This is a genomic window from Runella sp. R5_40 (genome assembly GCF_057652295.1).
Genome location: NZ_JBYFCH010000001.1, coordinates 476,321 through 503,319 on the forward strand (window position 1 = coordinate 476,321; position 26,999 = coordinate 503,319).

A 26,999-nucleotide genomic window follows, 5' to 3' on the forward strand; every position below is an offset into this window, starting at 1 on the left:
GCGATACAGACGACAAATATAAAACTATAATATGAAAATCGGACTTGTACTATCGGGAGGAGGCGCCCGTGGCATCATGCACTTAGGCGTTATTAAAGCATTGAACGAACAAGGAATCGTCCCCGATTTTATTGCTGGCACAAGCGCAGGAGCCATTGCAGGTGCTTTGGTAGCTCATGGATACAGCCCCGACGAAGTATTGCAAATCCTGTTAAAGACCAATTTTCTCAAATACTTACGTCCCTCATTTTCAGCCCCAGGATTACTGAAAATGGACAAAGTAGAAGATTTATACCTCCAGCTCATTCCCCATAATTCGTTTGCCCAGCTCAAAACACCGCTCATTGTGGCGGCTACTGACATCGAACAAGGCGAAATTGTTTATTTTGACCAGGGCGAGCTCATTCGTCCGCTTATGGCTTCAAGCTGCCTGCCAGGTATTTTTGCCCCCGTTAATTTTCACAAAAGGATGTTAGTCGATGGGGCAGTTCTCAACAACCTTCCCATTGAACCCCTACTCGACCGCCAGGCCGATTTTCTCATCGCTTCCAACTGCAACCCACATTCCCTAGACAAGCCCCTCAACTCTACGCGCACCATCATTGAACGGAGCTTGCTTTTGGCTGTTCGCAACAAAACCCAAGAAAGACTCCAACGCTGTGATATTGTGCTCGAACCCAAAGAAGTAGGCCGTTATGATATTTTCGACGTGCGCAAAGCACGTGAGATTTTTCAGATAGGTTATCGTTGTGCGCTCAAGCAACCCATGCTTCTTTCTTCCCTCTCCAAAAAGTAAGGCTTCCAATTTTATCAAAATTGACACACTAAATAGACGAACTACCTTTTTTTGAAGACGAAAACCTGAATGACACACCTTGGTATCAGTAAAATTTAACATTCTTTTTTCACTTTTTTATTGTATTTTTTGAAGAATTTTGTTTTAAATTTGCATCGAAAAAAAAACGTTGCACTAGGATTATCATGGCTTATCATTCGCCTAAAATACCTAGAATATTCGCTTAAAAACGCTTATAATAGCAAATTTTTCTTTCCAAAGTACCCATTTTTCCATAGATGATTTTTGGCAAATTGGCACTTTTGCAGAATTTACTTCCTATTTGATTTCTTGGATTATTTGATTTACTTTACGAACGGAATTTTCTTAACCTAACTAAATCTTGATATGACAAAAAACTCTACTTTCTCAATTTCTTCGTATTTCTTATAGCGCTGCTATTTTTCATTCCAGACAGACAGGTTCAAAACATCGAATAACACAAGCTACGTTCTTACCATAGTAGTCTTATATAGTTATTCTATGGTGTGGATTCTATTACAGTTCTGCGATGATTATATAGCCGTTTTTGCTTTTGCGCTCACGCGTTTTTCTTAACCATAACTAATGTTTCACTTATCTAACCAAACTAAATCAAATCAAACATCCCTATGAGGAAAATTCTATTTCTGAGCTTCCTGTTGATATGCGCAGGTTGTGTCACAGTAGTGGCTCAAGATCGCAAGATTACAGGAAAAGTGACCTCGGCAGAGGACGGGAGTGCCCTGCCAGGTGTGTCGGTAGTAGTAAAGGGTACGTCGAAAGGTGTGAATACCGACGGGAATGGAAGCTATTCAATAGATGCTTCTAACAGCTCTACATTAGTGTTTAGCTTTGTTGGTACTGTTTCTCAGGAAATTGCAGTAGGTAGTCGTACGCAAATCAACGTTACCTTGGCAGCTGACACCAAGCAATTGTCGGAAGTGGTGGTAACGGCGGTTGGTATCCAGCGCGACAAGAAGGCGTTGGCCTTTGCCGTTTCTAACGTAAAAGGCTCTGACTTACAACAACGTTCTGAGCCTGACCCACTTCGTGCATTGAGTGGTAAAGTGCCAGGGGTTAACATCACAGCGGGTAACGGTGCCCCAGGTGCGGGTACACGTATCACCATCCGTGGTAACAACTCATTTACAGGTAACAACCAGCCCCTTTTCGTTGTGGACGGTATTCCTTTTGACAACGGGGTAAACTCAACCCAAGGTTACAACCAAAACACTGTAACCTCAAACCGTGCGTACGACATCGACCCTAACAACATTGAGTCAATGACGGTGTTGAAAGGTGCGGCGGCTTCGGCACTTTACGGTTCACGTGCTGCCAACGGGGTTATCGTTATCACCACAAAAGCAGGTAGTAAATCGGCCCGCAAAGGATTGGAAGTAACCTACAATTCTTCTTATTCAATGGAAAAGATTTCATCTATTCCAGACTACCAAAATACTTATACCCAAGGGTCCAGCCAAACCTATAACGGTGGATTTATCGGTAACTGGGGAACTGTATTCCCCTCTGAAGTAGATCGTGTTAATGCTGCTCTGGGCTTTGAGCGTTATTCAAAAATTATTGACCCTGATTATCCTGCAGGTACAATTCCTCACCCATTGGTGGACCAAACTGTAGCTTACGGCGCAGCACGTTATAAAACAGCTTTTCCTGAGCTATTGCAAGCAAATGGCCGTGGTATTGCAGTACCTTTGCAGCCTTATGACATCATCGGTGGATTCTTCCGTACAGGTAATGTCATCGAAAATGGCGTTCAAATCAACTCTACTGGGGACAAAACTTCGTTGAACGCCTCTATGTCGCGTACCAAAAACGAAGGGATTATTCCTAATTCATCAACTGATCGTACAACACTTAGCTTTGGTGGAAATGCTACCTTGGTTAATGGTTTGAACGTAAGTGGTAGTGTTGCTTACACACGCACCAATCAGCAAAGCCCGCAGTCGGGTGCTGGTTATTACGCCGACTACGGCGGACTTGCTTCTGCGGGTTCTATCTATGGTCGTTTGTTTTATCAGCCACGTAACTTTGACCTTGCTGGTTATCCATTTGAAAACCCAGTGGATGGCTCAAACGTTTATTTCCGTGCATTGGACAACCCACTTTGGACAGCGAAATACAACCTTTATCACTCAAGCGTAAACCGTGTTTATGGAAACATGGCATTGAGCTACGACGTAACGCCTTGGTTAAACCTAACAGCCCGTGGTGGTTTGAACACCTACTCAGAAATTCGTCGTAACACCATCCGTCCAGGCGGTACTTTCCAACCTTTGGGCTCAGTTTCACGTCAAGATTTGACCAATACGGAGGTTGACTTTACGTTTTTGGCAACCGCACAACACGATTTCACCGAAAAATTCAACGCAAAATTATTGGTTGGTTTTAACCCCAACGAACGTAGCTATAGTGAGTCTGGTGTATCAGGGTCTCCTGTAATTGATCCAAACGTAATGACAACCGCAGCAACGTTGACCCAAACTGCGTACGAATATTCTCGCAAGCGTCGTTTGTATGGTGTTTTCTCTGAATTGACTTTGGGCTATGGCAACTATGCTTTTATCACGGCATCAGTTCGTCAAGACCATTCTTCTACATTACCTGCGGCTAACAACAGCTATTTGTATCCTGCGATTTCAGGATCACTTATTTTTACGGATATCTTAGCACTGCCTAAAAACATCATCAACTTTGGTAAAATCAGAGCTAACTACGCTAAAGTAGGTAAAGATGCCGATCCATATCAAGTAAATACGGCTTACAACTTGAGTCGTACTTTCTACAACGGAACGGCTATTTCAACCGCGTCTTTGCCAAGCCAGTTGAACAACGCCACGCTACGACCAGAATTCACTTCTGAAGTAGAATTAGGAGCAGAACTTCAATTCTTGAACAACCGTATCGGTCTTGACTTAGCTCACTTCAATCGTGTTTCTACCGATTTGATTGTAACACGCCAATTGCCAAACACCACTGGTTTTAACACAGAAATTACCAACGCAGGTAAAATCTCAAACAAGGGATGGGAATTGGGCTTAACGCTTGTACCAGTAAAATTACGCAACGGCTTTACTTGGACTTCGTTTGTAGCTTACACACGTATTCGCTCTAAAGTGGAAGATGCAGGCCCTGGAGGCGAAATCTTCATTGGCGGTACAGGTCTTTCGTCATTGGGAACTATCTTCCGTAACGGATTGCCTTATGGGCAAATTTACGGTTCAGTAAATGCTCGCGACGAAAACGGTAACTTATTGATTAACCCTAATACTGGTTTGCCAATACGCGCGGCTAGTGCATCCATCATCGGAGATCCTAACACGAAATATACTGTAGGTTGGACAAACACAGTGTCTTTCAAAGGGTTTAACTTGAATATCTTGCTTGATTACAAAGCGGGTGGAAGCTTGTTCTCATCTACGGCAGCATCGTTGTTGTTGCGTGGTCAGTTGAAAAACTCTGAAAATCGCGAAGGAATGCGCGTAATCCCAGGTGTATTGGGTGATCCAGCTACGTACAAGCCATTGTTGGGTGACGACGGTAAGCCTATCAAAAACACGATTGCCATGTCTGCCTTCCAATACCACTTCTCTGATGGTTATGGTGCATACGGTGCTGATGAAGTAAACATCTATGATGCTTCAGTAGTACGTCTTCGTGAAATCTCTTTGGGTTACGAAGTTCCTAAAACGTTCTTGAAAAAATACCTCAAAGTATTTGGTGGCCTCCGTGCTTCAGTATCAGGACGTAACTTGTGGTTCTACGCTCCAAATATGTTACAAGGTTTGAACTTTGACCCTGAAGTTTTGTCAAACTTCTCGGATTCAAATATTCAAGGATTTGACTTGGGAGCTTCACCTTCAACACGCCGTTTTGGGGTGAACTTAACGGCAACGTTCTAATCAGTAGCCCAATTCATTCATCATTCAAAAGAGACATACAATGAATTACAAAAACATAGTTAAAACCCTGTCGCTAGGAGGACTTATTGCGATTGCAAGTTCTTGTACTTTGACAGAATTGGATATCAACACCGACCCCAACCGCCCTGCAACGGGCTCATTGGCGCTTTTGTTGCCAGTAGCAGAAAACGCTGCCATCAACGCACACGTAGCAGTCAACAACGACGCTATGGGCTTTGCAGGTCTAAGTACGGTTAGTGATTCCTATAACCTCAGCAATACGTCTTACCAAGGAACTTGGAACTCTCGTTTCCGTGAGCTTCAGACCATCGAAGAAATGTTAAAAGCATCCGCAGATGGTAAAAACCCCGTATATCGCGGCATTGCCTTGACCTTGAAAGCATTTGCAGTAGGTCACATGGTGGATATGTTTGGCGATATTCCTTACACTGAAGCCTGGAAAGGAAACGCCACAGAACCTAATAAAACGCCGAAGTTTGACAAAGATTCGGAGATTTATGAAGACTTGCTCAAATTGTGTGACCAAGCGGTTACTGAATTGGCAAAGCCTCAAGCCGTAGCCGTTCAAAATGATTACTTTGGTGGTGGTAGCGCTGCTACGTGGACGCGTATCGCAAAATCTGTTAAGCTACGTTTGTTGCTTACCTCTCGTAAGGGTCGTGCCAACGGAAATGCAGAATTGAAAGCAGCTTTTGAAGCAGGTGGTTACATTACTACTGCTGCCCAAAACTGGTCTTATTTGTACTCTAAGCAAGTAGCTCCTGAAAGAAATACGCACCCATGGTATGCTACCTACGCAGGTCTTGGTGATCCAAGTTACATCAACCACCAATTGATGGGAGAAATGCTTTTGAACAAAGACCCACGTTTGCCTTTCTATTTCTATCGTCAGACAAGCCGCATCTTGGATCAAAACAACCCAACTGACCGTGGTACGACTCCTTTTGGGGGTTCTTACTTGCCATTGCGTGCTACATTCTTAGATGAGTATAAAAAAGCCTTTAACATCACAGGCGATATTCCTGCAGCCGACTTAGCTTACATCGCTGGTTTCTTTGGCCGTGACCGTGGAGACGTATCAGGAGCTGCTGCCGATGGAACGCTTCGCGCTACGCCAGGTTGTTATCCTGCGGGTGGGGTATATTCTGACCGCAGTGTGGCTGCCGTAGGACTTACTGGCCAAGCTGCCCTTAACACAGGTGGTGATGGTCAATGGCCTATCATCCATAGCTGGAACACTAAGTATTACCAAATTGAAGCTATCTTGGATAATACAGGGGTAACAGGCGACGCAAAAGCGTTGTTTGAAGCAGCAATGCGCGAGCAAATGGCAGTAGTAGTAGCACAAGGGCTAAAGTCGGATCCAACCCGCGCCAAAGCACCAGCTACAGCTGATGTGGACGCTTACGTAAAAACTTGGTTAGGTCTTTATGATGCTGCTGCAAGTAATTCGGCTAAATTAAACGTAGTGGCCAAACAACTTTGGTTCTGTTCTTGGGGTCAAGGCATGGATTTGTGGAATTTCCAACGCCGTACAGGTTATCCTATCCAAGGCCAATTTAAGCAGTTTTCGGTAGGTATCATGACTCCAATCTCAAAACCACCACGTCAGTACGCGTTGCGTTTGCCTTATCCTCAGTCGGAAGGTGCACTAAACCCTAACGCCTCTAAGTACATCACAGATGTGATTTTTGACCGCGACCCAATCTTCTGGGACAAAGTTAAAGTGAAGTGGGAGTTTTAAAATAGTGACGAATTTAGAATGAAGAATGCCGAATGTTAACATTAGCACTCTTCATTCTCCAAACCTAAAGAAAGATACAAAATGAAAAAAACACTTATATACTCACTATCTCTGGCGATTTTCCTTTTGGTAGGATGCCGTGATGAATCGTTGAACCCAAACAAACCTTGGGAACCAGGTGTGCATGGATTAGGGTCTTTTGTAAAAGTTACGAACCCGACTTATATTGCTAATATCGCCGCCAAAAAAACGGATGCAGAAAAAGCAACTGAACAATATCTTTCACTTAAGAAAGATTATGCAGATTACTTTACCAAAGCAGATCAAAGTACCCAAAAAATTGACTTCAAAATTCGTTGGGTATCCTTGGATAATCAGTTAACAGTAAATAAAATAGACATCTTCGTGGAAATGCAGGAGTCCTATACAGACCCTGATGGAAATCCAAAAGTTGCTTCACTTGGTAAAAAAGTTATTAAGTCCATTTCAAGTGTTACTGCTAACCGTCAATGGAATAACTTTAGCATTACTCCTGACGAAATTTATAATTTGTTTAAGGATGCTACTGTAAAGTATGACAAAGTAAATGCGGTAAAAGTATTTGATAACCCAGCGCGTCCTCGCCCTGCGGGAGCACGTTTACAAGCAGCAAAAACAGGTGCTGCTGCTGACTTAATCAAAGTTACATGGGCTTTAACTACAACATCTGGCTTAGTATTTAGTGTGTGGAATGAAGACAGTATCTGCCTTGACCCAACCCCTCCTTCAGAAGGTAATGCAAATTGCCGATTGACGTTGGATGTCAGATAAAATATGTCAAATAGTATTTGCTTTTTAAGTTTAGAGGTTGTAACTTAGTTAATATTTGTAACCTCTAAACTTATTACTCTTATGAAAGTTCTACTATCTTTCTGTGTAGCTGCCCTAATGAGCTTTATCAGTATTGGTGCGTCTAGTAAGAATGAGTTTTACTCATTTAACTTCTGAAAAGAAGGCTGTAGAAGGTATTACGGGACCAACTCAAGTTTATTGTGGAGCAACAGTTACATATTATCGTTCTACTTCTTGTCCTTGTAGCTCTGCCCCATGGCAAGACCCTACCAGTACGTGGGTAACAGTAGTGGCTGGCGGCGGTAATGCGAGTTATATTACGATTCAAATAGCAGACTGTTCTGAATTTGAAGGTTCACATTGTCCTAATGACCTTATAGGAAGTTATGGAATTGAATTGGGGGATTGTGGTTGTGATTTGGCTTGTTTAATATATTACCAATAACAACTTATAACTCCATTGGTGGTATTCTCACCGCCAATTCCATAGAATATTTAATAGCAGATTCTTCGGGGTCTGCTATTTTTGTTTTTGGGTGGGTTTTGTTTTATTTTTGGAGAGCAATAAAGTGTCATAAAACATGGAATTCAAAGACGAGGTGAGACGCATGAGCCAATCTGATTTTATTATTATCACAGAGCGAGATAATCGGCAATTGCGTGAAGATTTTCTGAAACTAAAAATATGGCATTTTTTAGACGCAAACTTTGATGCCCTCAACTAATGCGACTGGGGTTAACGCTCTCTTTACTGTTTTTTATTACGAACTCGTGGGCTCAAACGAAGCTAACGTTTTATGAGCATATAGAACCCCTCATTGCCAAAAACTGCACGGGTTGCCACCGCCCTGGCGGCATTGGGCCATTTAGTCTTCAAACCTACCAAGAAGTCGCCAAACGTTCCGAATTTGTAGCCAAAGTAACCCAAATTCGTTACATGCCCCCTTTTCCTGCCGACCGCTCTTTTCAGCATTATGCCAACGAACGCGGACTTACCGATGAAGAAATTGCGTTGATTCAGCAATGGGTAGCGCAAGGGAGTGTGGAAGGAAAAAAAAGCAAGGAGCAAAAATTGGCAAAGGGCAAGGAAATAGATGCTTCCTTCGTCAGCATGACAATGCGCCAACCCGATTTGGTTCTGAAAATGCAAAATGCGTTTACGGTTCCCAATACGGGCGTTGAGGAGTTTAGGTATTTTCACATTCCCACTGGGCTGACCGAAGATGTGATGGTGGAAGCCATCGAGTTTTTGCCTGGCAACCGCAAGGTGGTACACCACAGCCGTGTGATGGTCGATACCAGTGGGCGCATGGCGGGGTTGGAAGGGATGCACGGCGCTGACCCAAAATTGGCCGAATTTCAAAAAATTCCGATGGCTGATGAGTTTCTGTACGGCTGGGTGCCTGGCAATGACCGCATTCAGTTTCCCGATGGCGTTGCCAAGAAAATCAAGGCGCATTCCAACCTGATTTTGTACATGCACTACTCGCCCTCGGCCACCTTCCAAACCGACCAATCAGAAATCCGTCTTTACTACACCCGTAAGCCCGTCGAGCGAGAAGTTCAGTCATTGATTCTTCACGAGCAGCACATCACCAACCCGCCTTTTTTGATTCGTGCCAACCAAAAAGCGTCATTTTTTATGAGCTTAGGCCCGCTCAAAGAAGACATTTCAGCGATTTCGATTTTGCCCCACATGCACTATTTGGGCAAAACCTTCAAGTCGTTTGGAATCACACCCGACGGCGACTTGGCACCGTTTATTAAAATTGACAATTGGGATTTTAATTGGCAAATGACCTACCAGTTTGAAAAGCTCGTGAAAGTACCCCGCGGCACCGTTATTTTGGCCGAAGCAGCCTATGACAATACGGAAGAAAACCTCCTCAATCCCTTCAAGCCCGCCCGCGACGTAGGCTTTGGCTGGAATACCACCTCCGAAATGATGGAAATGGTGATTTATTACGTTCCCTACCGAACGGGCGACGAAAATCGACTGCAAGTTACTTCTACTAAATAGAATCAGTAAGGCGGGTTGTGAGCAACCCGCTTCACCGTGAGTAGGGTTGCTCACAACCCGACAGAATCAAGGCAATCCGACAAAATCAATACAAGATAGCCCTATCGACTTTGGCAGGAAGCGGGCCTACGGTGCTGATTTTCAACGCGGCGATATTGGCCCCTGCTTGGGCACATTCGGCAGGCGTTTTTCCGTCCAGCCACGCTGTCAAAAACCCTGACCAGTACGAGTCACCCGCACCCGTGGCATCTTTTACTTCAATCGGACGGCCTTCTATTTCGACGTAGTCTTTGCCATAATTAGACGAAACAATGCTTCCTTTCCCCCCCAACGTAAGACACACCAACTGCGCCCCCATTTGGTGGAAAGTCTGAATAACCGCTGCATTTGAGCGAACTTCACCGAAAATTCGCTCGGCGTCGTCTTCGCTTAGTTTTACAAAAGCACCGTTTTTACAATAGTCCGCAATCACTTTTTGGGCGTGCGCACGGTCAGGCCAAATGGGCGGTGCATAATTGGCATCAAGGCTTACGATGCAGCCCGCTGCTTGCGCCCGTGCTGCCGCATCTACAATGGCGCTTTGGGCAGGTTCTTGGCTCAGGGCAAAACAAGTAGTATGAAAAAACGAGGCATTTTGGAGTAATTCATCCGAAATATGTTCCCGTTGAATCATTCGGTCGGCCGTACGGTACGCAATAAAATCGGGCGTTCCTTTGGTACGTGACACCAGCACAATACTCGTAGGAGCCAAGGCATCTTTGGCAATGTAAGCTGTATCAACGCCCGTTTCAGCCACTTTTTCAATGAGATAATTCCCCACATTGTCGGTACCGACGCACGACACCAGCGCGGTCTGGTTGCCCAAACGCGCCATGTTGGCGGCTAAGTTGGCGGGACTTCCTCCCTGAAAACGTTGGAAGGTAGTGGTGTCCGTTAAGTTTTGGGTAAACTCCGTTCCGATAAGGTCGGCCAGTAGTTCTCCGACCGATACTAAAGCGTATTTTCTGTTCATCATAGGTATATTTGTAATGGCCTGCAAGTTAGAAATGCTTTCGTGATTTGCAAACTAGAAGGTCTTGATAGACAAGGAATTTACTTTAATGCTGCTACCTTCTGAAGCAATAGAGATTTCACCCGCGTTTTTGGTGGGAAACACCCAATTGGTCATTACTTTTTCTCCCCCCTGCGCAAACACCTCCACGATGGACTTATCTACCAATACCCTCACATACAGTTTACCTTTTCGGAGTGGTACTTTTACCCGATCAATACCCGAAAAACGGCGGTGGAAGTCGGTCAAGCCCGATTTTGTACGGTCGAGCAAAAGTTCTTGGGTAGCCACATCATAGCGCAGCACGGTCGCTTCCTCTCCACTTTGAAGCAAACGAAGCGTAAATCCTTCTGCTTTTTGAGGTTGAATCACCAGCAGTAAATCGTACGAATCTCCCTGAAAAGGCACTTTCCATACACCACTGATGGCCGCATTTTTAGCCACTAACGCTTTTTTACTCATCACTTTTTGAAACACAGGAATAGGCCGTTGAAAAAGCCGATACCCGTTGGGTGTCATCCGTAGCGACATCTCACGCGGTGCTGAAAACGCCCCTCGCCAAGTATCGCCCGTAGGAATATCGTTGGCATATTCCCAGTCGTTGATCCATCCTATCATGATTGGCTTTTTGTGTTTTGGAGGCAAATTGCTAAACGGAATTCCTGCGTAGAAATCTTTCCCTTCGTCCACGTACAAAATTTCTTCCTGTTTTTGAGGTATAAATTGCTTCCCATCAAAGTCCCCAACAAAGTATTGCATCGCCAAATAACCCTTTTGCCGATGCCCGCTCGAAATCATCAATACCCACTTCGATTGGTTTTTGCCTTTCCCTTCTACGGGTATTTTAATCAGCGAAGGACATTCCCAAATCTTGGTCATGTCGCCTTGCTTTCCAAATTCACTCAACAACGCCCACGTTTTCAAGTCTTTGGATTCATAAAACTGTACGGTGTATTCCAGCGGTTTTACCACCGTCATAATCCAAGCGTTGTGTTCAGGATACCAAATTACGTTGGGGTCACGAAAGTCTTTCATTCCCAAATCTAGCACAGGGTTTTTCTCGTACAGTTGCCACGTACGGCCTTTATCGCTGCTATACGCAATGCTTTGGTGCTGTGCTTTTCCTTCAATGTGCGACGTATAAATGGCTACCAGCCCTTTATGAAACCCTTCCTCAAAAAAGCCTGACGTATTGAGGCTATCAACTACCGCACAGCCCGAAAACACCATGGTCGTTGTGCCGTCGGTATTGGGATATTCGGGTAGCGCAACGGGTAGCGTTTCCCACGTCACTAGGTCTTTGCTCACGGCATGTCCCCAGCTCATGTGCCCCCATTTGTTCCCAAAAGGATTGTACTGATAAAACAAATGATACTCTCCATCAAGATAGACCAAACCGTTGGGGTCGTTTACCCAGTTTTTGGGAGGAGTATAATGAAACGTTGGTCGAAAATCTTGCGCCAATCCCGAAAAAAAAGCCATCAAAAGGCAAAAACTAGCCACTAGCTGTTTCATAAATTCTGTGTTAATTTAAAAAAAAACGACAGGGAGAAAAATCGAGGGAGCAAGCTACTAAAAAAAGATAACCAAATGGACAATGGTAGTAGTGATTAACTACTACCATTTGCTTTCATTCGTTCCTTAACCTATCAGTATTTTTAGTATAAATATCAATTTCAGAAGAAAGTGGGCAAGTTTAAAAAACTTGTTTCAAATAACTGTGCGGTACTGTGCCGCTCAAAGCGAAATTTACAAAAATCTTTCCAAACTATACGTCATTTTTTTTGCAAGTGACTACTCAGCCCCTCAGAATAAATTAGGCAGCAAAAAAGCCAGATTCTACTTTTTTTACAAAAAACGTTTCCCCTATCTTACTGTTTCAAAGGAGGTTGTGCAAAAGGCAGCCAGCTAAGCATTCGTTTCATCTTATTTTGTGAAATTTTTATGCCTAACTCGACGTTAAACAAGCATAGTAGAAACCAGTAGTCACCATAACGTACAGTGCCATGAAAGATCGTATTTTAAACATCCTTGAAGAATTTGGCGTTGAACGCCGCGCCGTCACAGAAAATGTTCATTTTGTAAAAGATTTAGGGTTTGACAGCCTCGACACTGTTGACTTAATGATGAAGCTTGAGCAAGAGTTTGGCTTGCGCATCCCCGACGAAGATTATCACAAACTCACTACATTGAGTAAACTTATCCAGTACCTTGAAGAAGAACAAAGCGTTGCGATGGCCGCCTAAGGCAAGCAACCCATTCAAACACTTTTAAGAGGATATGGCTATGATGGTCATATCCTCTTTATTTTTGTGACTTACTGTACACGACTATGTACCCTTTATTTTCGGACGAATACTACATGCAATTGGCCCTTTACGAAGCCGAAGCCGCCGCCGAAGCAGGCGAAATCCCCGTGGGAGCGGTGGTCGTATGCCAACGTAAAATCATTGCCAAAACCCGCAATCAAACCGAACAATTAACGGATGTCACTGCTCATGCCGAAATTTTGGCCATCACGGCAGCGGCTTCGTATTTGGGTGGAAAATACCTGCGCGATTGTACGCTTTACGTAACGCTTGAGCCTTGCGTGATGTGTGCGGGCGCACTGTATTGGTCACAAATTGGCAAAGTAGTCTATGGTGCTTCCGACGAAAAACGCGGTTTTTCGCTCGTCAAACAGCCCCTGCTCCACCCCAAAACGTTGGTTCGCCGAGGCGTGCTTGAAGAAGAAAATACGCAATTGTTGAAGAATTTTTTCCTCAAGCTGCGAACATAAAACGCGGGCATGATGTTTTGCTCTCGAACATACAATCTTACTTTTAAAATAAACAACCAATCACATGGCTTTTACATTAGATCCGCTTCCATACGCATCTGACGCGTTGGAACCCCATTTCGACCAAACGACAATGGAAATCCACCACGGTCGTCACCATAATACTTACGTTACGAACCTCAACAATGCCGTAGCTGGTACGCCAAACGAAGGCAAAAGCCTCGAAGAATTGGTAGCCAACGCAGGCGCTATTTCACCAGCCGTTCGTAACAACGGCGGTGGCCACTGGAACCACACATTTTTCTGGAATATCCTTTCACCCAACGGTGGCGGCGCTCCAGTAGGTGATTTGGCGGCGGCTATCGACGCTAAGTTCGGTTCATTTGATGCGTTCAAAGACGAGTTCAAAAAAGCAGCGTTGGGCCGTTTTGGTTCGGGCTGGGCGTGGCTTATCAAAACTGCCGAAGGCGTAGCCATCACTTCGACTCCCAACCAAGACAACCCTTTGATGGACATTGCCGAAGTAAAAGGCACACCTATCCTCGGCCTTGATGTGTGGGAGCACGCTTATTATTTGAAGTTCCAAAACAAACGCCCCGACTACGTGGACGCTTTCTGGAACGTTGTAGATTGGAACAAAGCAGAAGCTACTTTCCAAGGAGCGTAAGCTTGTTTTTGGGTCTTCTCAAGGACTAAAAAATCCCCCTCGAATTTCTTTCGAGGGGGATTTTTTCTAACTACTCAACGTTGAGACCTGTCCTAGTACGTCTCGTTAGTTGGTAGCTTCGTCGCCGTTTTTGCGAAACTAGCAACATGTTTTGCGGTTTATGCGTATTTCGCAAGATAAACTTATTCGCGATTGTGGTTGTTATCATCTACCTTTGCATATTAAAATCATACTTCGCCTATTTTGACACCTTCCATGGCTGCAATTAATTGCTCATTTTGCGGCAGACGCAAGAACGAGGTTCAGCTCCTGCTTTCGGGCATCGATGCCCATATTTGTAACTTCTGTATCGAACAAGGATACGGGGTAGTGCAAGAAGAGTTGTACCCAAAAAAGAAAAAAGAAAAGCCTTCTACCCCGAAGTTTAACCTTGTTAAACCCCTGGAAATGAAGCGCTACCTCGACCAATACATCATTGGCCAGGACGAGGCAAAAAGAACACTTTCGGTGGCCGTTTATAACCACTATAAGCGCCTAATGCAGCCAAAGTCGAACGATGATGTACAGATTGAGAAATCGAATATCATCATGGTAGGTGAAACAGGGACGGGGAAAACTTATTTGGCCCGTACCATCGCCAAAATGCTCCAAGTACCTTTCTGTATTGCCGACGCGACCGTCGTGACCGAAGCAGGTTATGTAGGCGAAGACGTAGAAACCATCTTGACGCGCCTTCTCCAAGCGGCCGATTATAACGCCGAAGCAGCCGAACGCGGCATCGTGTTTATTGATGAAATTGATAAAATCGCGCGTAAAAGCGACAATCCTTCTATCACCCGCGACGTGAGTGGCGAGGGGGTTCAGCAAGCGCTTCTTAAATTGTTGGAAGGCTCGGTGGTGAACGTACCGCCGCAAGGAGGTCGTAAACATCCCGACCAAAAGCTAATCCCGCTTAATACTGAAAACATTTTGTTTATCTGCGGAGGGGCTTTTGATGGTATCGACCGCCACATTGCCAAACGGATTAATTCGCGCCCGATTGGGTTTACGACCGACCGCCGTTTGGGAGAAATTTTCGACAAAGGCAACTTGCTGCGCTACATAGCGGCCCAAGACTTGAAGTCGTTTGGTTTGATTCCTGAGCTAATCGGGCGTCTTCCAGCGTTGACATACCTCAATCCGCTCGACCGCGATGCACTTCGTCAGATTTTGACTGAGCCTAAAAACGCGTTGACGAAACAGTATAAAAAGCTGTTTTCAATGGAAGGGATTAAACTCACTTTCGATGATGAAGTGCTTGAATACATTGTTGACCAAGCGTTGGCGTACAAACTCGGGGCCCGTGGTCTTCGCTCCATCTGTGAAGCCATTATGACCGATGCGATGTTCGATTTGCCATCCAACAAAGACGTTACCGAGTTTACCCTTACGCTCGATTACGCCCGCGAGAAGTTTGAGCGTTCGTCTATACACATCCTTAAATCAGTCGCCTAATGACACCGCTCGTACTTCTTCACGGCCACGGTATTGATAGTTCAATTTGGGAAGGCATCAAAAAATGCCTTCCTGAGTACCCTATCTTTACCCCTGAACTTGCCTCCGAAACTCGCTTTGTGAGCATCGAAGACTATGCCGCAGGGCTTCGGGAGTGGTTGTTGGAACAAGGCATTGAGCGCTGTGTGCTGGTGGGGCATTCGATGGGTGGCTACATTGCGTTGGCTTTTGCCGAAAAATACCCTGAGTTATTGGCTGGATTTGGGTTGTTTCATTCCACGGCCTACGCCGACGACGAAGCCAAGCGCGAGCAACGCATCAAAACGCTTCGGTTTATGGAAACCCACGGGGCAGCGGCGTTTATTAAACAGGCCTCTCCCAACATGTATGCCGAAAGCTACCTCGAAACGAATCCAGAAGCACTTTCAAATCATATTCAAACGTACTCCCAACTTCCTACCGATGCGGTGATTGCAGGCTTCAAAGCCATCATGAATCGCCCCGACCGTACGGCGGTTTTGGAGGCAACGTCTCTTCCTGTTTTATTCATTTTTGGGAAAGAAGATAAATTTATTCCTTTTGAAAAGAACATCGGGCTCAGCGAACTTCCCCAAAATGCGCAGACGCTCGTGCTGGCCGAAGTAGGCCACATGGGTATGTTTGAAGCGCCCGAAGCCTGCGCAAATGCGCTGGCGGAGTTTCTGAAAAATATCGAATAAGGAACTGCTATTCTTGGCTTTCTGAAAGAATCTATGGAACTTTGACCAACAGTTCTCGCTTCTACCCCTAGAAACGGCGCCTGCGAAAGCCTCCGTGCGGATGTTTTCAAGCTATTTTACCCACTAAACAAATATGCTCTCGAACGAAACTCTATTTTTTGGAGCGTTTACGATTTTTGTCATCTTCGTAATGCTCATCGACCTTGGTGTGTTTTCCAAGAAAAAAAGCCACATTGTTAGTTTTAAGGAAGCAGGTATCTGGAGTGCCATTTGGGTGGCGTTGTCGGTTGCCTTCTATTTCTTTATCAAACAATATGGCTACCTCATCCACGACGTGTCGGACATGGCTCATTTGCAAGAAATTGTAGATAAATACGCCAAACACCTCGTCCTTGTGCCCGATAACTTTGACGCGAGTCTCCAAATCTTTGAAAACAACATGGCCCTGGAGTACATCACAGGTTATTTGGTGGAATATTCGCTCTCGGCCGACAATATTTTTGTTTTTATTCTGATTTTCAATTCGTTTGGCGTCCACGAAAAGTTCTACAAAAAAGTCTTGATTTGGGGAATTTCGGGCGCAGTTGTGCTTCGTTTTATCTTCATTTTTGTGGGCTCGGCCTTGCTCCAGCAGTTTGAGTGGATTATTTACATCTTTGGTGGTTTTTTGGTTTACACGGGGGTGAAAATTTTGTTCGAAAAAGAAGAAGACGAACAAATGAACCCCAACGACCACATTGCGGTGAAGTTTGCGTCAAAATACTTCAATGTGTATAAACGCAATGTCATCGACCACTTTTTTGTCTATCATAAGCGGTTCAAAAAATGGTACATCACACCTATTTTTGTGGTGGTAATTGTGATTGCTTTCACTGATTTGATTTTCGCCGTGGATTCTATTCCCGCGATTTTCTCCATCACCAAAGACCCATATATCGTCTTCTTTTCTAACGTATTTGCCATCATGGGGCTACGTTCGATGTTCTTTTTCTTGTCGAGCATCATGGACAAATTCCATTACCTCAAGCCAGGCTTGGGTATCTTGCTTTCGTTCATTGGAACCAAGATGATTGCCCACAGCTACTTGGAAAAATGGGGTTTCAAAACCATCTATTCATTGTACATCATTGTGGGAATTTTGGCCGTGGCAGTCATTGCTTCGCTTTTGTTTCCTCCCAAAGAAGAAACCCCTGCTAACGCATGATTTATCACATTGTTTCGGAAGATTACTGGAAAGGCTTTGAAGGCCAACCCGCTTATTTCAGCGAAACATTCGACGCTGAAACGTTCATCCATTGTAGCCTCGAAGAGCAGATTGCGGGGGTATTGGAGCGGTATTATGTGGGCGTCACAGGCTTGGTTTTGCTGCACATCGACGAGTCAAAACTTACCTCAACGCTACTTTACGAACCTGCCCCGCACAACGGAGAATTGTTCCCGCACATTTATGGTGGTATCAATCGCGAAGCCGTGGTGGAAGTAACTCCTCTTTCGTAGATACCTTCCCGAAGGTTTTCAACTTCCTTTCAACTTCCCGAAAGTTTTGAACTTTCGGGAAGTTTGGCTTCTACACCTCAAAGACCGTAAACTGGTCTGGAATCTCAATATGGCGGAAGCCTTCCGCTTCAAGGCGATGTTTAAAAGCAAGTTGGTTGTCGTACTCCCCATGCACCAAAAATAACGTCTTCACCTGCGCGGGGTCTTGGCATTTCAAAAACTGAATCAATTCGTTGTAATCAGCATGGGCCGAAAACGAATCCATCACCTCTACTCTCGCCTTTACTTGGTACGTTTCTCCAAAAATCCGCACTTCCGCATCACCGCGTTTTAGCGCTCCCCCAAGACTATCAGGAGAACAGTAACCTACCAACATGATTGTGTTATCGGGGTTGAGGATATTGTTTCTGATGTGGTGTTTAATCCGTCCCGCTTCGGCCATCCCCGATGCCGAAATAATCACACAAGGCTCTTTGAGGTCGTTGATGGCCTTCGACTCCTGTACATCAGACACGTAGTGTAAGTTAGGGAAGTTAAACGCATCGCCGTCTTTCTCAATATATTCCAAAATATCAGGATTAAAATATTCATCGTGCTTGCGCATGATAGACGTTGCCTTGATGGCCAACGGACTATCAATAAATACTTTTAGACGGGGCAAAAGTCCCTCGTTGGCCAATTGATCTAGGGCATAAATCAGTTCTTGGGTACGGTCAATGGCAAAAGCAGGGATAATCAGTTTTCCTCCTCGTGTTACGCACGTATCACGCACCACCCGCAGCAAGTGCGCCTTCATGTCGGGCTCAGGCTCGTGCTGACGATTCCCGTAGGTTGACTCACAAATAATCACTTCGGCCTGCGGGAATGGCTCAGGGCTACGCAAGATTTTGTCGTCTGGGCGACCCACGTCTCCTGAAAACGTAATTTGTTTTTCAGTTCCTTGGTCTTTGATGGTCAAATGCACCGCTGCACTTCCCAAAATATGTCCTGTGTCGGTAAAGCGTACTTTTATCTCGTCGGTATTAAGCCAAAAATCTTGGTGATAATCGACTGTCACCAGCAATTCAAGGGTTTTGCGCACGTCGTTTTCATCGTACAACAACTCCAACTCTTCGTCGCCCCGTTTCCGACGGCGTTCGTTGATGCGTTCCAAGTCTTTTTGCTGAATAAAAGCGCTATCAAGCAGCATAATATTACACAAATCGGCCGTTGGAGGTGTACAATAAATGGGGCCATTGAAACCTTTACGAACCAAGCGAGGCAGCAGCCCCGTGTGGTCAATGTGGGCGTGGGAGAGCACCACAAAATCAATTTCATTGGCTTTGAAGCCAAAATTTTGGTTAAGATCTTGAGTGTTAATCCCTTGAAACATCCCACAATCAAGCAAAACTTTTGTTCCTTTTTCGGTCGTAATCAGGTGCTTAGAGCCCGTTACGCGGCGCGCCGCGCCAAAGAATTGTATTTTCATCTGATTTTTTGTTTAAACGTAAAGCCCCGAGTCTCGAATTAAACGTATTTATTCGACATTCTGCACTCTAAACTCGACATTCTGCATTTGACATTCGTCACTACTTTATGGTTTTGTCACTACTTCGTCCAAATTAAGCATGGCATTTGCGGTGACAGTCAGAGCCGCCAGTTCGGGCGTGGCGTTGCCATCGTTGGCCAAAAGCTTCTTCGTTGCACCAGTATCTTTTCGATAGTTTGCCAATGACTTGTTATACAAATTAAGCAAAACTTGTAAACGTTTGGGAGAGATGGATTGGTACGTCAAACGGCGGTAGGCTTCGCGAATTTGCTCCTGCGGACTCGCGTACTTCGCCGCAATAGCTTCCGAAAAACAGTGCGCTGCCTCCAAATACACGGGGTCGTTGAGCGTTACCAATGCCTGCAATGGCGTATTGGTTCGGATACGCCTTACTTGACAAAACTCCCGACTGGGGGCATCAAACATCACCATCGACGGATAAGGAGCCGTCCGTTTCCAATAAGTATATAACGCTCGACGGTAGCGGTCTTCGCCTGCGCTCAGTTGCCATTTTGCCCCATCGTAGGGCGAAAGCCAAATATTATCGGGCTGCAAGGGCATCACGCTACGTCCGTACATTTTGTGCGACAACAAACCACTGGTAGCCAGCAATTGGTCACGAATTTGCTCGGCCGAAAGACGCACCCGTGGCCCCCGCGACAACCATTTGTTGAAGGGGTCTTGGGCTAATTTTTCGGGAGTGACGGCAGCACTTTGTCGGTACGTAGCCGAAAGCGTGATTTGTTTGAGCAGTTTTTTAAGACTCCACTGGTGCGTTTCCATCAACTCCACCGACAGCCAGTCCAGTAATTCTTGGTGGGTGGGGGTAATGCCCTGTGAGCCAAAATCCTCGACCGTTTCGACGATGCCTGTTCCGAACAACTGCTCCCAAATCCGATTTACCGCCACCCGCGCCGTGAGTGGATGCTCTCGCGATGTCATCCATTGGGCCAAATCCAAACGGTTTTTCATAGAAGCGTTTTTTGCTCCCGATTCTCTAAAGAGGTTGGGCACGTCAGGGTTTACTTTCTTGCCTTTGACCGTCCAGTTACCTCGTTCAAAAACGTGTGTCGTACGCGCCAAATCGCCGTGTCCATCGTACATAATGGGCGTACTTTCCACCCCACCCGTCAGAATTTCGGCGTACAATTTTTCAACATCGGCAAAGCCAGCTTCGTCTTTCCCTGGCAAAGCCTCCTGAAACGCCGCCCACTTGATTCTTACCCATTCTTTGGGCGTTTTGGGGCTATGGAGCGTCCAGAATAGCGAACGTTTCCCCCCATCAGGCGCTACAGGCAGCACCATCACGGTATCTCCTACTTTGGATAATTCGAGCGAAAGAATGACTTTCCCTTTCGTACTATCTTGGTGAAGTTGCAAAAGCGCATTTTCAGCATTGGTACCGATGTTCAGTAATAACCTATTTTTGCCCGTCAGCGTCACATTCGGCCAGCGCGCCGTTCCTTGGTCTTGAATCCCAAAGTATTTGGCATCCAACAACGACGCATTGACGTGTTGGTCAAAATCGTGCGAATTGACCTTCGGCTCCATAATTCGCGCGAAGCGCTGAAAATCGGGCAATTTCATCCCTTTTTGCCCTTGGTGAGCTTTTATCCACTGCCCAATTTTTACAACCCGCACCGAGTCTTCTTTTCCATAAAAACGCAGCGTCGGCGTGTCACTCGTCACGTCTTCGTCGCGGGTGTTGTTGAAAAAGGCCAAGTATTTGTAGTATTCTTCGTGGGTAAACGGGTCATACGGATGACTGTGGCATTGCACACACCCGAATGTCGTCCCCTGAAAAACGTCCCAAGTCGTATTTACTCGGTCGATAACCGCCGCTACCCGAAACTCTTCGTCTTGCGTTCCCCCTTCGTCGTTGTTCATGGTATTGCGGTGAAAACCCGTCGCAATCAACTGAGCATCGGTTGGGTTAGGCAACAAATCGCCCGCGAGCTGCTCCACCACAAACTTGTCGTAGGCTTTATCTTCGTTAAACGCCTTGATGAGCCAATCGCGGTAGCGCCAAATGCTTCGCCCAGGATCGCGTTCGTATCCTTTGGTATCGGCATAACGGGCCAAATCGAGCCACATTCCCGCCCAGCGCTCCCCGTAGCCCGACGAGGCCAAGAGCGAATCCACTAAATTTTCGTAGGCTTTGGGAGAAGTATCTTTCAAAAATCGCTGGACTTGAGCATCCGTCGGAGGCAATCCCGTCAAGTCCAAGCTCACTCGACGAATCAGCGTAGCGCGGTCGGCTTCGGCAGCGGGTTTGAGTTGCTGTTCGCGCAGCTTTTCCAGCACAAAATGGTCAATTTCGTTTTTAGCCCAGCGCGTTTCCTCATCGTCGGTAAAGCCCAATCGCGCCCAAAAACTACCAACAGAAGGCACACTCGGCCGCTCGACTCGGTTATACGCCCAGTGGTTGCCCCACTTAGCCCCTTGGTCAATCCATTTGGTAAGAATCTCAACTTCTTCGGTTGAAAGCGGCGGGCCATCTTTGGGCATTTTATCTTCGTGGCCTTCGGGCAGCAAAATCCGCCGCATCATTTCGCTCTCCTCGGCGTCTCCCGCCACCACAGGAGGTTTCCCCGATTTGGCAGGGTCGTACATGTCTTTTTCAAACAAAAAACTCACGCCTCCTGCTTTCTTAACCCCACCGTGGCACGCCATGCAGTGCTTGTTCAAAATGGGTTTTACCTCCTCATTAAAATTGATTTGGTGACTAAAAATTCCTAAAAACGAAAAGGAACTCAACAGCACAATCGCCGCAGCCCCCGTCAATATCCATTTTGATTTCATTTTCTTGTTTTCTTCAAAAATCAAATCTAGCCTTTCCATTTATAAAAGGCATGGAGTCTCTTTTTCTCACTCAATCAATTGCTTCAGTTACTTTGTAAACACATAGTTCAGATAGAATTTCCACATAGAGCACAGAGAACAGAGCTATGTTTTCTATGTGAAAATTCTAAGGTGCTCTATGTGTTTTAAATTGGAGTCTCTTTTTCTCAATCAATCAATTGTTTCAGTTACTTTGTAAACACATAGTTCAGATAGAATTTGCACATAGAGCACAGAGAACAGAGCTATGTTTTCTATGTGAAAATTCTAATGGGCTCTATGTGTTTTAGAATGGATATAGACGCAAATTCTGTATCTTCCCCCCAAAACTCCTTAACCATGTCTGAAATTACTACTACCCTCACGGCCAGCGACGGCACCTCTCTTTTTGCCCGCGCTTGGCTCGCACCTTCTTCCAAAGCAGTCATCGTACTCATTCACGGATTTGGCGAACACAGTGGTCGCTACGCTCATTTTGCTGATTTTTTTAACCAAAACGGCTATTCTGTCGTTTCGATGGACAACCGCGGCCATGGCAAATCGGGAGGTAAACGTGGGCACGCTCCTACTTACGATGTCTATCTCAATGACATTGAAACCCTTCTCAACTATGCCAAACAACAAGTACCTCAGCTACCTATCTATCTCTACGGGCACTCGATGGGGGGAAATTTGGCGCTTAATTACACCCTTCGTCGCAAACCTGCCCTCAAAGGTGTGATTGCCACTGGGCCGTGGATTCGACTGGCGTTTGAACCGAAGCCTATTTTAGTGACCATCGGTAAACTTTTTCGCAAGGTGCTCCCAGGATTTTCGCAAGGAAGTGGCTTGATACAAGACCATATTTCCAAAGACCCCGCCGTGGTAGAAGCCTATAAAAATGATCCGTTGGTTCACGGTACCATCACTGCCTCCGCGAGCATTGGACTACTTGAAGCCGCTGCTTTTCTCAATTCGTACGAAAAACCTATGCCCATCCCGACCCTCATCATGCACGGCGACGAAGACTTGCTCACTTCTCAACCCGCCAGCGAAGAGTTTGCTCAGCGCGTTGGTAGTTCGGTCACTTACAAAAAATGGCAGGGTATGTACCACGAAATTCACAATGAACCTCAAAAATTGGAAGTTTTTAATTTTACCTTGGGATGGTTAGAGCATGATATAAAAGACTGATTTATCGACAAAATCATCGGGTTAGTACATAAAATAGACCATACGCCATCGGTTTTCATTTGGTATTGAGGAATTTTGCCTAATAATCATTCAAACTAACAACCCAAAAATGGAAAAATTACGATTTACGGCTAGTTGGATGCTCGCAGGAGCACTTTCTGTCGCATTCGTCAAATCAGACGACCCAAAGCCCAACAAAGGACTTGACCTATCTGGCATGGATTTGAGCGTTAGCCCGCGCGAAGACTTCTTTTTGTATGCCAACGGTAGCTGGTTGAAAAAAACCGACATTCCTGCCTCCGAAACGGCTTGGGGGTCGTTCAACATTCTTCGAGACAGCAATTCTAAAAACCTCAAAGCCATTTTGGAAGAGGCCGCCGCGAACAAGTCCCCTAAGGGAAGTGTCAAACAGCGCGTTGGCGACTTTTTTGCGTCGGGTATGGACACCGTTGCCATCGAAAAGCTTGGTTACGAACCTATTAAAGCCGTTTTGACCGAAATCGACAAAATCAAAAACTACGAAGATTTACTCCGTTATTCGGCCACTCACCCCCAAGACGGAGGAAGCACATTTATTGGTGCAGGCATTGGGCAAGATGCTAAAAACCCCGATACGTACATCGTGAGTATGCGCCAAACGGGCACAGGGCTTCCCGAAAAAGACTATTACACCAAGACCGACGAGCCTACTATCAAGGTTCGGAATGCTTACAAAAAATACATCGCGACGCTGTTTACCCTCACAGGTACCGACGCCGCCAAAGCCCAACAGTTGGCCGACGATATTTTGGCTTTGGAAACCCAAATCGCTACTTCGCACATGGGTCGCATCGAAATGAGAAATCCTGTGGCGATGTACAACAAATTTGCCACCAAGGATTTTGCCGCCAAAGTGCCCAATCTCAACTTGGTGAATGGATTGACGACGATGCGTATGAAAACCGACAGCATCATTGTAGGCCAACCAAAGTACTACGAAGCCCTCAACGAATGGTTGCCTAAGGCCAACATCGAAACGCTGAAAGCCAAAATGAAGTTTTCGGTCATCAGTGGCGCCGCCAACTACCTCAGCAAACCCTTTGTAGAGGCTAGTTTTGAGTACAGTGGCAAAACCCTTAACGGGCAAAAAGCGCAACAAGACCGCTGGAAGCGGATTTCGAGCCTTACCGACAACCTTGCGGGCGATTTGTTGGGACAACTTTACGTGGAAAAACACTTCAAACCAGAAGCCAAAAAACGCATGGACGAGTTGGTAGCCAATCTTCAGAAGGTGTTTGAAAAACGTATCAACGAACTCGACTGGATGACTGCTGAAACCAAAGTAGAAGCCCTTCGCAAACTCAAAGCATTTACGCCCAAAATCGGTTATCCGTCTAAATGGAAAACGTACGAAGGCGTTGCCGTAAAACGCAACGATTTTTACGGCAACGTGCGAGCCTTTGGCAAATGGCGTTACGAAGAAATGTTGGGTCGTTTGGGCAAGCCCGTTGACAAAACCGAATGGGGCATGACGCCGCCAACGGTGAACGCCTACTACAGCCCATTGCGCAACGAAATCGCGTTCCCAGCGGGAATTTTGCAGTGGCCGTTCTTTGACCCAGAAGCCGATGATGCCTTCAACTACGGTGCCATCGGGGCCGTGATTGGCCACGAAATGACGCACGGTTTCGACGACCAAGGACGTCAATACAACTACATGGGAATGTTGAAGAATTGGTGGAAAAAAGACGATAACGACCAGTTTAAACAACGCGCCCAAGTGGTGATTGACCAATACGACGGCTTTACCGTTTTGGATAATTTGCACGTAAAAGGTCAGTTGACGTTAGGCGAAAACATTGCCGATATTGGGGGGCTTTCGGTCGCGTATGAAGCCTTCAAGACATTTACGAAGCAAGGTAAAGGCAACGAAAAAATCGACGGTTTTACACCTGAGCAACGCTTCTTTTTGGCTTTTGGACAAATCTGGCGTGCCAAACTCCGCGACGAAGCCCTTCGCTTGAGAGTCAACACCGACCCGCACTCTCCAGGGCAGTTCCGCGCCAATGGCCCGTTGTCCAACTTTGAGCCATTTTACAAAGCATTTGGCGTACAACCTGGCGACAAAATGTACCGTCCTGAAGCCAATCGAGTGAAAATTTGGTAATTGATTCTCATTTTTTACCCTAAAAATCGCCTTTGTCTTCATCGACAAGGCGATTTTTTGTTATAAAAGCCGTAATTTTGCGGCTTCATTTTTTACAACTAAGTCATCCCTAGTTATTTTACCACCACATACCGCACTAATTGCCTAATAATCAAAGTATTTTAAACCAAAAAACACGATTTAGAAGCAACTATTTGAAGTGCGCAAACTCCCAATCCAATGAAAAAAATCCAATCGGCCTTACTTTCGGTTTATTACAAAGACGGTCTTGAACCAATCGTAAGACTCCTCCACCAACACGGCGTAAAGTTGTACTCAACGGGTGGAACACAGACGTTCATCGAAAACATGGGAATTCCTGTGACTGCGGTGGAAGACCTTACGGGCTACCCTTCTATTTTCGGAGGCCGCGTAAAAACGCTTCACCCTGCTGTTTTTGGAGGTATTTTGTACCGTCGTGACGACGCTGGCGATTTGGCTCAAGCCACTCAGTTCAACATTCCATCGATTGACTTGGTGGTTGTCGATTTGTATCCTTTTGAGGAAACCGTTGCGTCGGGGGCAAGTGCCGAAGACATCATCGAAAAAATCGACATCGGAGGTATTTCATTGATTCGGGCAGGTGCTAAAAACTTCCAAGATTCACTCATCGTTTCTTCGCGGAATCAATACGCTGACGTACTCGCTATTCTTACTGAAAAAGACGGCGCTACCGACCTTGCCGACCGTCGTCGTTATGCGCAAGAGGCTTTTGCCACTACTAGCCACTACGACACCGCGATTAATCAGTGGTTTTTGAACCAGCCTGTTAGTAATTTCCCTGAACTGCAAACAGCAAACTGTCCACAACAAACCCTTCGCTACGGCGAAAACCCGCACCAAGCCGCGACGTTTTACGGAGATTTGGATGCGATGTTCGACAAACTTCACGGAAAAGAGTTGTCGTACAACAACTTAGTCGATGTTGACGCTTGCGTTGCGCTCATCGACGAGTTTGGCGATGAACCTACTTTTGCGATTATCAAACATACCAATGCTTGTGGCGTAGCAACGGCCGCTACGTCTCATCAGGCTTACGTAAATGCCTTGGCCTGCGACCCTGTTTCGGCTTTCGGAGGGGTTATTATCACCAACACAACGGTGGACTTGGCTACGGCTGAAGAACTTAACAAGCTTTTCATGGAGATTTTGATTGCTCCTGCCTACGAAGCAGATGCGTTGGCGTTGTTGCAATCGAAGAAAAACCGCATTCTTCTCCAGCGTAAAAACATTGAGTTGCCTACCAAAATGTTCAAAACCATCCTCAACGGGGTACTGGAGCAAGACAAAGATTTGGTAGTAGAAACCGCTTCTCAATTTACAACCGTGACGAAAGTAGCCCCCACTGACGCGGAAGTAAAAGCATTGGAGTTTGCGTTGAAAGTGTGTAAACACACCAAATCAAACACAATTGTATTGGCCAACGAAAACCAACTTATTGCAAGTGGTACGGGTCAAACGTCACGCGTGGATGCCCTTCGTCAGGCGATTGAAAAAGCGAAGTCGTTTGGCTTTGAATTGAAAGGTTCGGTAATGGCTTCGGATGCGTTCTTCCCGTTTGCCGACTGCGTCGAAATCGCGCACAATGCAGGCGTTACCGCAGTGGTACAACCAGGTGGCTCTATCCGCGACAAAGATTCGATTGAATACTGCGACGCCAACGGCATGGCGATGGTGACAACGGGCGTTCGTCACTTTAAGCACTAATAGGT

Annotated in this window: 20 protein-coding genes; 16 read left to right on the forward strand and 4 right to left on the reverse strand. The window is 45.8% G+C overall.

Annotated features, from left to right (window positions below; genetic code table 11):
- The first annotated feature begins 31 nt into the window (after nucleotides 1-31).
- The 6 genes from AC23N5_RS02100 (at nucleotide 32) to AC23N5_RS02125 (ending at nucleotide 9,353) form a co-directional block, all read left to right on the forward strand.
- A complete protein-coding gene (locus AC23N5_RS02100) occupies nucleotides 32-796 on the forward strand; it encodes a patatin-like phospholipase family protein (protein WP_487754310.1) in 765 nt (254 codons plus the stop codon).
- A gap of 650 nt (nucleotides 797-1,446) precedes the next feature.
- On the forward strand, nucleotides 1,447-4,737 hold the full coding sequence (locus tag AC23N5_RS02105) for a SusC/RagA family TonB-linked outer membrane protein (protein ID WP_487754311.1): 3,291 nt from the start codon (nucleotides 1,447-1,449) through the stop codon (nucleotides 4,735-4,737).
- 40 nt (nucleotides 4,738-4,777) lie between these two features.
- Nucleotides 4,778-6,502 carry a SusD/RagB family nutrient-binding outer membrane lipoprotein gene (locus AC23N5_RS02110; RefSeq protein WP_487754312.1) on the forward strand — a complete coding sequence of 575 codons (1,725 nt, stop codon included), beginning with the start codon at nucleotides 4,778-4,780 and terminating at the stop codon, nucleotides 6,500-6,502.
- A gap of 81 nt (nucleotides 6,503-6,583) precedes the next feature.
- Nucleotides 6,584-7,312 (forward strand): hypothetical protein, encoded by a 729-nt coding sequence (locus AC23N5_RS02115; protein ID WP_487754313.1) that lies wholly within the window; start codon nucleotides 6,584-6,586, stop codon nucleotides 7,310-7,312.
- Nucleotides 7,313-7,914: 602 nt separating this feature from the next.
- A complete protein-coding gene (locus tag AC23N5_RS02120) occupies nucleotides 7,915-8,058 on the forward strand; it encodes a hypothetical protein (protein ID WP_487754314.1) in 144 nt (47 codons plus the stop codon).
- On the forward strand, nucleotides 8,058-9,353 hold the full coding sequence (locus AC23N5_RS02125; protein WP_487754315.1) for a monooxygenase: 1,296 nt from the start codon (nucleotides 8,058-8,060) through the stop codon (nucleotides 9,351-9,353). The genes AC23N5_RS02120 and AC23N5_RS02125 overlap by 1 nt, the downstream gene beginning before the upstream one ends.
- 85 nt (nucleotides 9,354-9,438) lie before the next feature.
- On the opposite strand, the gene AC23N5_RS02130 is transcribed toward AC23N5_RS02125, so the two are convergent.
- Together AC23N5_RS02130 and AC23N5_RS02135 are read right to left on the reverse strand one after the other, a co-directional pair.
- On the reverse strand, nucleotides 9,439-10,368 hold the full coding sequence (locus AC23N5_RS02130) for a carbohydrate kinase family protein (RefSeq protein WP_487754316.1): 930 nt from the start codon (nucleotides 10,366-10,368) through the stop codon (nucleotides 9,439-9,441).
- A gap of 51 nt (nucleotides 10,369-10,419) precedes the next feature.
- The gene (locus AC23N5_RS02135) at nucleotides 10,420-11,919 is read right to left on the reverse strand and encodes a glycoside hydrolase family 32 protein (RefSeq protein WP_487754317.1); all 1,500 of its coding nucleotides are present in this window, start codon (nucleotides 11,917-11,919) and stop codon (nucleotides 10,420-10,422) included.
- A 491-nt stretch (nucleotides 11,920-12,410) separates the two neighbouring features.
- On the opposite strand from AC23N5_RS02135, the gene acpP reads away from it, so the two are divergent.
- The 7 genes from acpP to AC23N5_RS02170 all read left to right on the forward strand — a co-directional run bounded on the left by acpP (nucleotide 12,411) and on the right by AC23N5_RS02170 (nucleotide 17,560).
- Nucleotides 12,411-12,650 (forward strand): acyl carrier protein, encoded by a 240-nt coding sequence (gene acpP, locus AC23N5_RS02140; RefSeq protein WP_028523909.1) that lies wholly within the window; start codon nucleotides 12,411-12,413, stop codon nucleotides 12,648-12,650.
- An 86-nt stretch (nucleotides 12,651-12,736) separates the two neighbouring features.
- Nucleotides 12,737-13,183, forward strand: coding sequence for a nucleoside deaminase (locus tag AC23N5_RS02145; RefSeq protein ID WP_028523908.1), 447 nt, complete (start codon nucleotides 12,737-12,739; stop codon nucleotides 13,181-13,183).
- Nucleotides 13,184-13,247: 64 nt separating this feature from the next.
- Nucleotides 13,248-13,850 (forward strand): superoxide dismutase, encoded by a 603-nt coding sequence (locus AC23N5_RS02150; protein WP_183978283.1) that lies wholly within the window; start codon nucleotides 13,248-13,250, stop codon nucleotides 13,848-13,850.
- Nucleotides 13,851-14,105: 255 nt separating this feature from the next.
- Nucleotides 14,106-15,344 carry an ATP-dependent Clp protease ATP-binding subunit ClpX gene (clpX, locus tag AC23N5_RS02155; protein ID WP_183978282.1) on the forward strand — a complete coding sequence of 413 codons (1,239 nt, stop codon included), beginning with the start codon at nucleotides 14,106-14,108 and terminating at the stop codon, nucleotides 15,342-15,344.
- On the forward strand, nucleotides 15,344-16,063 hold the full coding sequence (locus tag AC23N5_RS02160; RefSeq protein ID WP_487754318.1) for an alpha/beta fold hydrolase: 720 nt from the start codon (nucleotides 15,344-15,346) through the stop codon (nucleotides 16,061-16,063). Before clpX ends, AC23N5_RS02160 begins: the two co-directional genes overlap by 1 nt.
- A 133-nt stretch (nucleotides 16,064-16,196) precedes the next feature.
- On the forward strand, nucleotides 16,197-17,267 hold the full coding sequence (locus AC23N5_RS02165) for a TerC/Alx family metal homeostasis membrane protein (RefSeq protein WP_487754319.1): 1,071 nt from the start codon (nucleotides 16,197-16,199) through the stop codon (nucleotides 17,265-17,267).
- Nucleotides 17,264-17,560, forward strand: coding sequence for a DUF952 domain-containing protein (locus AC23N5_RS02170; RefSeq protein WP_487754320.1), 297 nt, complete (start codon nucleotides 17,264-17,266; stop codon nucleotides 17,558-17,560). The genes AC23N5_RS02165 and AC23N5_RS02170 overlap by 4 nt, the downstream gene beginning before the upstream one ends.
- 70 nt (nucleotides 17,561-17,630) lie before the next feature.
- Here the strand turns inward: AC23N5_RS02170 and AC23N5_RS02175 are convergent, their stop codons facing one another.
- Together AC23N5_RS02175 and AC23N5_RS02180 are read right to left on the reverse strand one after the other, a co-directional pair.
- Nucleotides 17,631-19,028, reverse strand: a complete 1,398-nt coding sequence (locus AC23N5_RS02175; RefSeq protein ID WP_487754321.1) for an MBL fold metallo-hydrolase RNA specificity domain-containing protein — start codon at nucleotides 19,026-19,028, stop codon at nucleotides 17,631-17,633.
- Between the two features lie 105 nt (nucleotides 19,029-19,133).
- Nucleotides 19,134-21,890, reverse strand: a complete 2,757-nt coding sequence (locus tag AC23N5_RS02180) for a PSD1 and planctomycete cytochrome C domain-containing protein (RefSeq protein WP_487754668.1) — start codon at nucleotides 21,888-21,890, stop codon at nucleotides 19,134-19,136.
- Nucleotides 21,891-22,268: 378 nt separating this feature from the next.
- Here AC23N5_RS02180 and AC23N5_RS02185 point away from each other — a divergent pair, with 378 nt between their 5' ends.
- From AC23N5_RS02185 to purH, 3 genes are all read left to right on the forward strand, one after another.
- Nucleotides 22,269-23,102: a lysophospholipase gene (locus AC23N5_RS02185; protein WP_487754322.1), complete on the forward strand. Its 834-nt coding sequence runs from the start codon at nucleotides 22,269-22,271 to the stop codon at nucleotides 23,100-23,102.
- Nucleotides 23,103-23,211: 109 nt separating this feature from the next.
- Entirely contained in the window at nucleotides 23,212-25,248 is a 2,037-nt protein-coding gene (locus AC23N5_RS02190) for a M13 family metallopeptidase (protein WP_487754323.1), read from the forward strand.
- A gap of 219 nt (nucleotides 25,249-25,467) precedes the next feature.
- A complete protein-coding gene (gene purH / locus AC23N5_RS02195) occupies nucleotides 25,468-26,994 on the forward strand; it encodes a bifunctional phosphoribosylaminoimidazolecarboxamide formyltransferase/IMP cyclohydrolase (RefSeq protein WP_183978265.1) in 1,527 nt (508 codons plus the stop codon).
- Nucleotides 26,995-26,999: the final 5 nt, after the last annotated feature.

Bases quoted from the DNA above. Each gene is read 5' to 3' on its own strand.
- AC23N5_RS02185 (WP_487754322.1), top strand. From the start codon at position 22,269: ATGTCTGAAATTACTACTACCCTCACGGCCAGCGACGGCACCTCTCTT.
- clpX (WP_183978282.1), top strand. From the start codon at position 14,106: ATGGCTGCAATTAATTGCTCATTTTGCGGCAGACGCAAGAACGAGGTT.
- AC23N5_RS02110 (WP_487754312.1), top strand. From the start codon at position 4,778: ATGAATTACAAAAACATAGTTAAAACCCTGTCGCTAGGAGGACTTATT.
- AC23N5_RS02160 (WP_487754318.1), top strand. From the start codon at position 15,344: ATGACACCGCTCGTACTTCTTCACGGCCACGGTATTGATAGTTCAATT.
- AC23N5_RS02190 (WP_487754323.1), top strand. From the start codon at position 23,212: ATGGAAAAATTACGATTTACGGCTAGTTGGATGCTCGCAGGAGCACTT.
- AC23N5_RS02150 (WP_183978283.1), top strand. From the start codon at position 13,248: ATGGCTTTTACATTAGATCCGCTTCCATACGCATCTGACGCGTTGGAA.
- AC23N5_RS02170 (WP_487754320.1), top strand. From the start codon at position 17,264: ATGATTTATCACATTGTTTCGGAAGATTACTGGAAAGGCTTTGAAGGC.
- AC23N5_RS02115 (WP_487754313.1), top strand. From the start codon at position 6,584: ATGAAAAAAACACTTATATACTCACTATCTCTGGCGATTTTCCTTTTG.
- AC23N5_RS02100 (WP_487754310.1), top strand. From the start codon at position 32: ATGAAAATCGGACTTGTACTATCGGGAGGAGGCGCCCGTGGCATCATG.
- AC23N5_RS02175 (WP_487754321.1), bottom strand. From the start codon at position 19,028: ATGAAAATACAATTCTTTGGCGCGGCGCGCCGCGTAACGGGCTCTAAG.
- AC23N5_RS02125 (WP_487754315.1), top strand. From the start codon at position 8,058: ATGCGACTGGGGTTAACGCTCTCTTTACTGTTTTTTATTACGAACTCG.
- purH (WP_183978265.1), top strand. From the start codon at position 25,468: ATGAAAAAAATCCAATCGGCCTTACTTTCGGTTTATTACAAAGACGGT.
- AC23N5_RS02135 (WP_487754317.1), bottom strand. From the start codon at position 11,919: ATGAAACAGCTAGTGGCTAGTTTTTGCCTTTTGATGGCTTTTTTTTCG.
- AC23N5_RS02165 (WP_487754319.1), top strand. From the start codon at position 16,197: ATGCTCTCGAACGAAACTCTATTTTTTGGAGCGTTTACGATTTTTGTC.
- AC23N5_RS02105 (WP_487754311.1), top strand. From the start codon at position 1,447: ATGAGGAAAATTCTATTTCTGAGCTTCCTGTTGATATGCGCAGGTTGT.
- AC23N5_RS02180 (WP_487754668.1), bottom strand. From the start codon at position 21,890: ATGAAATCAAAATGGATATTGACGGGGGCTGCGGCGATTGTGCTGTTG.
- AC23N5_RS02145 (WP_028523908.1), top strand. From the start codon at position 12,737: ATGTACCCTTTATTTTCGGACGAATACTACATGCAATTGGCCCTTTAC.
- AC23N5_RS02130 (WP_487754316.1), bottom strand. From the start codon at position 10,368: ATGATGAACAGAAAATACGCTTTAGTATCGGTCGGAGAACTACTGGCC.
- AC23N5_RS02120 (WP_487754314.1), top strand. From the start codon at position 7,915: ATGGAATTCAAAGACGAGGTGAGACGCATGAGCCAATCTGATTTTATT.
- acpP (WP_028523909.1), top strand. From the start codon at position 12,411: ATGAAAGATCGTATTTTAAACATCCTTGAAGAATTTGGCGTTGAACGC.